The sequence below is a fragment of the Streptomyces sp. NPDC002004 genome (assembly GCF_053593975.1).
Genome location: NZ_JBSFDP010000021.1, coordinates 109,489 through 119,909, shown reverse-complemented (window position 1 = coordinate 119,909; position 10,421 = coordinate 109,489). Strand labels below are relative to the sequence as shown.

Below are 10,421 nucleotides of genomic sequence, written 5' to 3'. Positions count from 1 at the left end.
CGACCCGTCGACTTTTGCCGGGATCACGAACAAGGACGGGGCACGGTTCCAGAAGCTGGACAAGGACCCCGACAAGCCCATGACCAATCGCGCACCACGGGGATGCGCGGGGTGCCGCAACGCGCCGTCGCGCGCCCGTGTGCGGCGGCATGGTCGGGCACCGGCCGTGTTGTCCGATTGCCGCCTTGTCCCGGCCGGTTCGCGGCATTTACTTTTGCGGCTCCTGATGCCTCGCGGGTCCGGGGATGCCCCCGGAGGACAGAGCGCGGGGCAGAGCGAGGGGGCTCCCATGGCCGGGCGACACCGCCGGTACCAGCCGAACCGGATCAACCGAGCGTCGCTGACCGTGAGCGTGGGAGGCGCGGGCCTCGCGATACCGCTCGTCGGCGCGGGTGCGGCCCACGCGGCGGACGTGTCCACCTGGAACAAGGTCGCCGCCTGCGAATCCACGAACAACTGGTCCGTCAACACCGGCAACGGCTACTTCGGCGGCCTGCAGTTCACCCAGTCCACCTGGGAGGCCTACGGCGGCCGGGCCTATGCGCCCCGAGCGGATCTGGCCACCAGGGACCAGCAGATCGCGGTCGCCGAGAAGGTGCTGGACGGGCAGGGACCGGGGGCCTGGCCGGTCTGCGGCCCCCGGGCGGGGCTGATGCAGGGCGGCGCCGCGCCGCACGTGCCCACACAGGGCGCGACGACGCACCGGAGCGGCGACGAACGGCCGGCGGACGCCCACCGGAAGCGCGAGGTGAAGCCCGAGGCGACGCCCCAGGCCCGGGCGGGCCGGGCCGAGATGTACACCGTCGTGCACGGCGACTCGCTGTCCCGGATCGCCGACGAGCGGCATCTGCCCGGTGGCTGGGAGCGGCTCTACGACACCAACCGCCGCACCATCGGCGACGACCCCGACCTCATCCTGCCCGGCCAGCGGCTCGCCCTGACGGACACCGGCCGGATGCACCCGGGGACGCGGCACAAGGGGACCGCACACCCCGAGACGACGCACCCCGGCACGGCCCACCCCGGGACGGCGCATCCGGGCGCACGGGACAAGCACCCCACGAAGCGGACCGGAGGGGCCGGCACCTCCCACGCCGAGAAGTCCCGCGCCTCCTCGCACACGGTCGTGACACCCGTCGCCGCGACCGCCACCGGCACGCCGTACCGCGCGGCGGGCGGCTCCTGGTCGAAGGGCTACCACACCGGCGTCGACTTCCCGGTGCCCACCGGCACCTCGGTCAGGGCGATCGCCGCAGGCCATGTCGTCGCGGCGGGCTGGGGCGGCTCCTACGGCTACCAGGTCGTGATCCGCCACGCCGACGGCAGGTACAGCCAGTACGGCCATCTGTCCGCGATCGCCGTCAGGGCCGGGCAGAGCGTGGTGGCAGGCCAGCGCATCGCCCGCTCCGGATCCACGGGCAACAGCACGGGTCCGCACCTCCACTTCGAGGTGCGGACCGGGCCCGAGTTCGGGTCGGACATCGACCCGGTCGCCTATCTGAGGGCCGCCGGGGTCAGGCTCTGACCCGGGCCCCTTCACGGCCTTCTCCGGCCGGCTAAGTGCCGGTCCGGGCGGGCTGCTTCGGAGTCGGTACCCGGGGGAGCGGGCCCTCGCCGGCGTCGGGGCCCTGCGGGGCGAAAGGGGGCGCGTCCCCGGCGTGCCCCGACCGGGCGTCGAACGCCGTGGCAGCGTGCGCATGGGCCACCACGCGCAGCGCGGCGGCGGACGCCGTGACCGTCGCCGTCTCCGCGGCACGGCGCTGCTCGCCGATGCGCTCCGTGGTGAGCAGGATCAGGCCGCCCGCCGCGACCACCCCGCTGGTCAGGGCAAGTGCCGTGCCCGCCGTCCCGTGCTGGAAGGACTCACCGAACATGGTGATGCCGACCGCTGCTGCGGCCACCGGATTGACGACGGTCACCGTGGCCAGCGGCGCCGCGAGGCCCGCGCCCCGGTAGGCGGCCTGCGAGAGCAGCAGACCCGATGCCGCCAGGATGCCGATGGCGAGCAGGGTGGGCCATTGCCCGGGCAGGCCGTCGGCGGACCAGCCCACCGCAACCGCCTTCGTGAACACCGAGGCCATGCCGAACGCGATGCCCGCGGCACAGGCCAGCAGCACGCTGCGCACCGCCGGGTGCCGGTGCGCAGCGCGGGCGGCGGCCATCAGGGTCACCACGGCACCGGCCGTGAGCACCGCGAGGAACAGCCGCTGGGCGTCGTCCAGCGCCCTGGACTCGGCGGTTCCGGTCAGCGAGAGCAGGCCCGCGAGCCCGACGGTCGCCATGATCGCGCCGCGCCACGCCGCGGGGCCCGCCGTGCGGCGGGTGAAGAGCGCCGCCATGGGAAGCGCGAACACGATGGTCAGCGCGCCGAGCGGCTGCACCAGGCTCAGCGGGCCGAGGGCGAGCGCCACCACGTGCAGCAGCGCGCCGAGGCCGTTGAGCACGACCGCGCACCACCAGGCCGGGCGCCGCAGCGGGGCGTAGGGGCGGTCCGGGGTGGTGACCGCGACGCGCTCCTGCACGATCGCGCCGCCCGCGTACGCCACCGCGGAGACGAGGGAGAGCAGCGTGGCCGGCGCGAGCGCGCTCATGACGGTCTCGCCGGTCTGCGCCGGGCGTCGGGCCGGTCGTGGTGCGTCCGGCTCCGCGGACGATGGGCATCCATGGTCTCTACGATCTCTCGGAAACGCGTTCACGTCGTCGTACCTGAGCAGGCAATGCGTCCTACTGCCGATGGAGTACCGGCTCCGCCAAGTCCTCCCCAGGACGGGTGCCCCGGGGGGAGATCCCCGATCTTCGGCGCGCCTGCTGTACTCATGGCGTGACGCCCGAATCCGATCTCACCGCACTCGCCTCGGTCGGAGGCTTCTTCGCCCTGCGCCGGGGGACCCCGCCGAGCCGGACCGCGGTCCCCCTCGCGCGGGCCTACACCCTCCTCGCCTCGGGCGACGACCCCCTCACGTTCCGTGTGGAGAAGGTGGCATCGGCGCTCCGGGCGCCCGAGAAGCGCGTCGCCGCGTCCATCGCCCACCTCGGCCTCACCGCCCGGGTGTGGTCGGTGGCGCTCGGTTCGGCGGCACTGTACGGAGCCGTACCGGAGCTGTCCCCGGAGCGCCTCCACTGGGACCCGGACGCCTCGGCGCCGGACGACTTGTGGCTCGCACCCGCCCCGCCGCCATCCGAAGCCGCCCGTCCCGCCGATCCCGCCCGTCCCGCCGACGCCGGCCGCCTCGCCGAGCTGGTCCTGGACACCCACCTGACCCCGCTGGCCGCGGCGCTGGGCGCCCGGTACGCCGTCGCGCCCGGCCTGCTCCGGGGCAATGCAGGGTCCGCCCTGACCGGCGCGGCACGCGAGCTGGACCGGTGGGCCCGGCGAAACGCCCGCCCCGACACGGCCGCGCGCACCCGAGCCCTCACCGCCGCCCTGTTCGAGCACCCCCTGCTCCGCGACACCGGCACCCTCACCCCCGGAGCGGGATTCCGCCGCCGCAGCTGCTGCCTGTACTACCGCATCCCCGGGGCGGGCCTGTGCGGCGACTGCTGCTTCGACCGCCCGCCGTCCCGCCCGGCCCGGCCGCGCTGAGGACCCCGCGGGGAGCCGTGCCGTCCTTGCGCCGCCGTGCACCGCGACGCGGGGACGGCGGCGCCGCATCCGGCCCGCGCCGCCGGGCCGGCCGTCACAACCCCCGTACCGGCCGGCCCGACCGCGCTCTTCCCCGTGCGCCCCTTCTGCGTGACCATGGGACGACCGGCCGCGACGACGGGGGGTTTCTCCGTGCGAGTGGGACTGCTCACCCGGGAGTATCCGCCCGACGTGTACGGAGGCGCGGGCGTCCATGTGGAGTTCCTCGCCCGCGAGCTGCACCGCCTCGTCGACCTCGATGTGCACTGCTGGGGCGAGGGCGCCACGGACGGACTGGTGCGGCACCGCCCCTGGGCCGCCCTCGACACCGCCAACGACGCGTTACGCACCTTCTCGGTCGACCTGTCGATGGCCGCCGCCCTGCGGGGCCGGGACCTGGTCCACTCGCACACCTGGTACGCCAACCTGGCCGGCCACCTCGGCAAACTGCTGCACGGGCTGCCCCATGTGATGACCACCCACTCGCTGGAGCCGATGCGCCCCTGGAAGGCCGAGCAGCTCGGCGGCGGCTACGCCCTGTCGAGCTGGGCCGAGCGCACGGCCATCGAGTCCGCCGACGCCGTGATCGCCGTCTCGGAGGCGATGCGCGCGGACGTCCTCGCCGGATACCCGGCCCTCGACCCGGCCGTCGTGCACGTCGTCCACAACGGCATCGACCCGAACCTGTACCGCCCCGACCGGCGTACCGGCGTACTGGAGCGCCTCGGGGTCGACCCCGGGCGGCCGTACGTGCTCTTCGTCGGGCGCATCACCCGGCAGAAGGGCGTCCCCCATCTGCTGCGCGCCGCCCGGTGGCTGGACCCGGCCGCGCAGCTCGTGCTCTGCGCAGGCGCCCCGGACACGCCGCAGATCGGCCGGGAGTTCCACGCGCTCGTCGACGAGCTGAGCGCGACACGCGACGGCGTCCGATGGATCCCGGGGATGCTGCCGCGCGACGAGGTCGTGCAACTCCTCACGCACGCCCGCGCGTTCGTGTGTCCGTCGGTGTACGAGCCGCTGGGCATCGTCAATCTGGAGGCGATGGCGTGCGGCACCGCCGTCGTCGCCTCCGCGGTCGGAGGCATCCCGGAGGTCGTCGTGGACGGCGTCACGGGGCTGCTCGTGCCGTACGAGGCCGCCGACCCGGAGCGGTTCGAGCGGGGCCTCGCCGAGCGGCTCGACCTCCTCGTCGGTGACCCGGCCGCCGCCCGGCGCATGGGCGCAGCCGGACGCGAGCGTGTGATCGGCGAGTTCGGCTGGGACACGGTGGCCCGGCGCACGGTCGACGTGTACGAGAAGACGCTGTGAGCGGACGGGTGCGAGACGACACGGTGAGCGGACGCGTACGGGAAGACACGGTGAGCGCGGGACGTCAGGGGGCGGTGCGGCGATGCGCGGTGGACCTTCGGTGCTGGGGATCGTACTCGCGGGCGGCGAGGGCAAACGGCTGCTGCCGCTGACCGCCGACCGGGCCAAACCGGCCGTCATCTTCGGCGGGACGTACCGGCTGGTGGACTTCGTCCTGTCGAACCTGGTCAACGGTGACATCCTGCGGATCTGCGTCCTCACGCAGTACAAGTCGCACTCGCTCGACCGCCATGTGACCACGACCTGGCGGATGTCGAGTCTCCTCGGCAACTACGTCACACCGGTCCCGGCCCAGCAGCGCCTCGGCCCCCGCTGGTACCTGGGCAGCGCCGACGCCATCCTCCAGTCCCTCAACCTCGTCCACGACGAACAGCCCGACCACATCGCGGTGTTCGGGGCCGACCACGTCTACCGCATGGACCCGCGGCAGATGCTGCGGCAGCACATCGACAGCGGCGCGGGCGTCACCGTGGCCGGGATCCGGGTGCCGCGCGCCGACGCGTCGTCGTTCGGCGTGATCGCACCGGCCGGGGACGGCACCCGGGTGGAGTCCTTTCTGGAGAAGCCCGCCGACCCTCCGGGGCTGCCGGGCTCCCCGCACCAGGTCTTCGCCTCCATGGGCAACTACGTCTTCACCACCAAGGTGCTCCTGGACGCGCTCCAGCGGGACGCCGAGGATCCCGGATCCGCGCACGACATGGGCGGCTCCATCCTGCCGATGCTGACGGGGCGCGGGCTCGCGCAGCTCTACGACTTCGACGCCAACCACGTGCCCGGCGAGGCGGCCCACGAGCACGGCTACTGGCGCGACGTGGGCACGCTCGACGCGTACTACGACGCCCATATGGACCTGATCTCCGAGCGGCCCGCCTTCTCGCTCGACAACCGCAGCTGGCCGATCTACACGCACCCGGGGCAGCTTCCGCCGGCCAAGTTCTGCGCGGGCGGCATCGCCGGCGACTCCGTCGTGGGCCCCGGCTGCGTCATCCGCGGCCAGGTCACCCGCTCCGTCCTGTCGCCCGGCGTCACCGTGGACGCGGGCGCCGTGGTCCAGGGGTCGGTCCTCCACGACGGCGTCCACGTGGGCCGTGGCGCGGTGGTGCGCGGCGCCGTGCTCGACAAGAACGTGGACGTCCCGCCGGGTGCGACCATCGGCGTCAACCCCGAACGGGACGCCGAGCTCTACACCGTGTCCAAGGGCGGGGTGATCGCGCTCGGCAAGGGGCAGGCCGTGCTCTGACGTTCAGGATCCTTGACGTGTACACGTAGGCAGCGAAGAATGTTCCCGCTCGACACGGTGACAACGTTGTCTACCTGTGAAGGAGACGCTTCCACCCATGAGATGGATCCAACGGCTGCGCGGTGCGAGGACGGTGGCCGCCGTGGCGGTGCTCCTGTGCGGCGCCCTCGCCGCGCCGGCGGCCCACGCGGCCGCCCCGCGAGCGGACCGGCTCACCGATCTGGTCAATCCCTTCATCGGCACGGAGAACGAGGGCAACACCTATCCCGGCGCCGCCGTCCCGTTCGGCATGGTGCAGTTCTCGCCGGACACCGGCCACAACACGGGCTACGACCATGCCCAGAACCACATCCGCGGCTTCTCGCTCGTCCATCTGTCCGGTGTCGGCTGCGGCCTCGGCGGCGACCTGCCGGTCCTGCCGACCACCGGCGACATCACCTCCACCGACTACGCGGCCTACGCGGCGGAGTTCGGCCACGACACCGAGCAGGCGAGTCCCGGCAGTTACAAGGTCGGCTTCACGAACGGCATCGAGGCCGAACTGACGGCGACCGCCCGCACGGGCGTGCAGCGCTACACCTTCCCCGCGACCGACCACGCCAACGTCCTGCTGAACGCGGGGCAGTCGCTGCACCGGACGGTCGCCACCGAGGTGGAGATCCTCGACGACCGGACCGTGCGCACGGCCATCACCGGCAGCGGCTTCTGCCAGGGCACCGAGCCGTACACGGTCTACACCGTCACCCGGTTCGACCGGCCCTTCACCACCTCGGGGACCTGGAACGGAGCCACCGTCACCGAGGGCTCCCGGAAGACGGCCGGTACGAGCGGCCGCACCGGCGCCTGGGTCCGCTTCGACACCCGCAAGGACCGCACGGTCGAGGCGACGACCGCCCTGTCGTACGTCGACGCCAGGGGGGCCGCGCTCAATCTGCGGGCCGAGGGCGGACGTTCGTACGACCGGGTGGCGGACGACGCGCGCGCCGCGTGGGAGGAGCGGCTCGACGACGTACGGGTGCAGGGCGGCGGCGCCACGCTGCGGCGCACCTTCTACTCGTCGCTGTACCGGTCGTTCCTGGCGCCGAACATCGGCAGTGACGTCGACGGCCGCTACACCGGCTGGGACCGGAAGGTCCACCGCACCCGCGGCTTCACGTACTACCAGAACTGGTCCCTGTGGGACACCTACCGCACCCAGTCGCAGCTGCTGTCGCTGCTCGCGCCGCGCGAGGCCCGCGACATGGCCGTCTCCGTACTGAAGATCGACGAGGAGAGCGGCTGGCTGCCCAAGTGGGGCTACGGCACCGTCGAGACGAACATCATGACCGGCGACCCGGTCACACCGTTCCTCACCAACGCCTACCAGCAGGGGCTGCTGAAGGGGCCCGAGGGGTACGCGGAGCAGGCGTACCGCGCCCTGAGGAAGAACGCCGACGGTGTGCCGCCCGCGGACTCGCCGGCCGTCGGCCGTGAGGCGAACCGCGAGTACATCGCCCATGGCTTCGCGCCCTACGTCAAGGGCCGCCCGCACGCCAAGCCGGGCGACTCCGACTACGACCACGGGGCGTCGGCGACGCTGGAGTACGCGCTGTCCGACGCGATGCTCGGCGCGATGGCCCGCGACCTGGGGCACACGGCGGACGCCGCGCGGTACGCCGGGCGCGCGCAGAACTACCGGAGCATCTTCGACCCCGCCACCGGGTTCTTCCGTGCCCGCGACGCCTCCGGCGCCTTCACCGGACCGGCCGACCCGGCCCGTGGAGAGGGCTTCCACGAGGGCACGTCCTGGCAGTACCAGTGGCTGGTGCCGCAGGACCTGCCGGGCATGGTGGGCCTCATCGGCGGGGAGTCCGCGGCCAACAGCCGCCTCGACTCGTTCTTCGCCTACGACAAGCTGCTGGACGATCCGGCGAAGACCGCGCGCGAGGTATGGGTCAACGGCCCGTACGACTACTACAACGCGGACAAGTACAACCCGCAGAACGAGCCCGACCTCATAGCCCCCTACACCTATCTGTCGACCGGTCAGCCCTGGAAGACGACCGACGTGGTGCACGCCGCGCTCACGCTCTTCACGGACACACCGACCGGCATGACCGGCAACGACGACCTCGGCACCATGTCCGCCTGGAACGTGCTGTCGTCGATCGGGATCTTCCCGGTCCAGCCGGGCGCCGCGACCTGGGGCCTGTCCACACCGGTGTTCGACCGGGTCGACCTGAGCCTGGACCGCCGGTACTTCCCGCGCGGCCACCTGACGGTGACGGCGCCGGGCACGTCCGACAGCAGTCGGTACATCGTGTCGGCCCGCACCGACGGAGTCCCGTACGACAAGACGTATGTGACCACCGACGCGCTCCGCCGACTGGGTGAGCTGTCCTTCACCGTCGGGGAGCGGCCCTCGTCCTGGGGAACCTCGGCGCAGGCCGCTCCGCCGCCGGTCGGCTGACCCCCATGGCCCCATAAGACCCGCCTGGCCCCACAAGACCCGCCCCTCCACCCGGGGCGGGTCTTAATCTGCTGTTAACTGTCCGTAGCCTGATCGTACTTGACCGTAGTCGTCCGACGGCGGTTGACTTCATCCCTCCCCGTCGTCGACGCGAGAGCACGCACTTGACTCCCGATCTGCTCGCACCACTCGACCTGGCGTTCTGGAACATCGAGTCCACCGCCCACCCGATGCACCTCGGTGCCCTCGGCGTGTTCGCCGCCGGCTCGCCGTCCGCCGCGCAGCACGCCGCGGAACTCCTCGCCGTGCGGGCCGCCGCCGTGCCCGGGCTGCGCATGCGGATCCGCGACGTCCGGGTGCCCGTCGGCGGGGCGGCACGCGAGGCGGCGCCCGGCTTCGACCCGCTCGACCACGTCCACCTCGCCGCGCCCGCCGCCGACTTCCAGACGGCGGCGGGCGCCCTGATGGAACGGCCCCTGGCGCGGCAGAGCCCGCCGTGGGAGGCCCATGTGCTGCCCGCCGAGGACGGGGCGTCCTTCGCGGTGCTGTTCAAGTTCCACCACGCACTCGCCGACGGGCTGCGCGCGCTGACGCTCGCCGCCGCCCTCATGGACCCCATGGGGGCGCCCCCGGCCAGGCCGGCCCGCCCCGCCGAGGCGCCCTCGCCCGGCTTCGCCGTTCCCGTGCTCGGCCCCCTCGGCCTGCGCCGGGCCTCGCTCGCCGATCTGCACCCGCGCAACCTGCCCGGGCTGCTCCGCGACACGGTCACCGATGTCACCCAGGCCCTCGACATCGGCGCGTCCGTGGCCCGCGCCACCTGGGACGTACGCTCCACGCCCGCCCTCGTCTCCCGCCCCACCGGCACCCGCCGCACCGCCGGAGCCGTGCTCGACCTGGACGACGTGCACCGGGTGCGCAAGGCCGTCGGCGGCACCGTCAACGACGTCCTGATCGCCGTCGTCGCCGGGGCGCTGCGCCGCTGGCTCGACGAACGCGGCGACGGCAGCGAGGGCGTCGAGCCGCGCGCGCTGATCCCCGTGTCGCGGCGCCGCCCGCGCACCGCCCACCCGCAGGGCAACCGGCTCTCCGGGTACCTGATACGGCTCCCCGTCGGCGACCCCGACCCACTCGCCCGGCTACGCGCCGTACGCACCGCCATGGACCGCAACAAGGACGCCGGCCCGCACCGCGGAGCGGGCGCCGTCGCGCTGCTCGCCGACCACGTGCCCCCGCTGGGGCACCGGCTCGGCGGCCCCGTCGTCGCGCAGGCCGCCCGGCTGCTCTTCGACATCCTGGTGACCAGCGTGCCGCTGCCCAGCCTGGGCCTGAAGCTCGGCGGCTGCCCGCTCGCCGAGGTGTACCCGCTCGCGCCGCTCGCCCGTGGGCAGGCCCTGGCGGTGGCCGTCTCGACCTACCGCGGACGGGTCCACTACGGGCTCGTCGCCGACGCCGCGGCGGTACCCGACCTCGATGTGCTGGCACGTGCGCTGCGGGAGGAGGCAGGCGAACTGCGGGAGGCGGCGGCAGCGGTGCACTGAGGGCCGCGGTGGCCCGGTCCGGCGGACACCCGGCGAGGATTCCGGTGTCCGGCGCCCGGTGAGGGCGCGCTGTCCGGCCTGCCTCGGCCGCGGGTCCCGGAGCCCGCCGGGGTCCGGCCGTGAGCCGGGGCGCCGGGCCGGGGCGGCTCGGGCCGGTGTCCGGCCACCGATCGGTTTGGCGGGCAGGCCCGTGCCTCACGTAAA

Annotated in this window: 7 protein-coding genes; 6 read left to right on the top strand and 1 reads right to left on the bottom strand. The window is 73.6% G+C overall.

Features of this window, described 5'->3' with window-relative positions:
* Window positions 1-289: 289 nt before the first annotated feature.
* The gene (locus ACWCP6_RS25945) at window positions 290-1,525 is read left to right on the top strand and encodes a transglycosylase family protein (RefSeq protein ID WP_450934950.1); all 1,236 of its coding nucleotides are present in this window, start codon (window positions 290-292) and stop codon (window positions 1,523-1,525) included.
* 31 nt (window positions 1,526-1,556) lie between these two features.
* Here ACWCP6_RS25945 and ACWCP6_RS25940 read toward each other — a convergent pair whose 3' ends face one another.
* Window positions 1,557-2,591, bottom strand: a complete 1,035-nt coding sequence (locus tag ACWCP6_RS25940) for a DMT family transporter (protein WP_450934949.1) — start codon at window positions 2,589-2,591, stop codon at window positions 1,557-1,559.
* A gap of 230 nt (window positions 2,592-2,821) precedes the next feature.
* Here ACWCP6_RS25940 and ACWCP6_RS25935 point away from each other — a divergent pair, with 230 nt between their 5' ends.
* From ACWCP6_RS25935 to ACWCP6_RS25915, 5 genes are all read left to right on the top strand, one after another.
* The gene (locus ACWCP6_RS25935) at window positions 2,822-3,583 is read left to right on the top strand and encodes a (2Fe-2S)-binding protein (RefSeq protein WP_450934948.1); all 762 of its coding nucleotides are present in this window, start codon (window positions 2,822-2,824) and stop codon (window positions 3,581-3,583) included.
* A gap of 192 nt (window positions 3,584-3,775) precedes the next feature.
* Window positions 3,776-4,930, top strand: coding sequence for a glycogen synthase (gene glgA / locus ACWCP6_RS25930; protein ID WP_450934947.1), 1,155 nt, complete (start codon window positions 3,776-3,778; stop codon window positions 4,928-4,930).
* 82 nt (window positions 4,931-5,012) lie between these two features.
* The gene (gene glgC / locus ACWCP6_RS25925; RefSeq protein WP_450934946.1) at window positions 5,013-6,230 is read left to right on the top strand and encodes a glucose-1-phosphate adenylyltransferase; all 1,218 of its coding nucleotides are present in this window, start codon (window positions 5,013-5,015) and stop codon (window positions 6,228-6,230) included.
* A 97-nt stretch (window positions 6,231-6,327) separates the two neighbouring features.
* On the top strand, window positions 6,328-8,679 hold the full coding sequence (locus ACWCP6_RS25920) for a GH92 family glycosyl hydrolase (protein ID WP_450934945.1): 2,352 nt from the start codon (window positions 6,328-6,330) through the stop codon (window positions 8,677-8,679).
* A 164-nt stretch (window positions 8,680-8,843) separates the two neighbouring features.
* Window positions 8,844-10,217, top strand: coding sequence for a wax ester/triacylglycerol synthase family O-acyltransferase (locus ACWCP6_RS25915; protein ID WP_450934944.1), 1,374 nt, complete (start codon window positions 8,844-8,846; stop codon window positions 10,215-10,217).
* Window positions 10,218-10,421 lie beyond the last annotated feature (204 nt).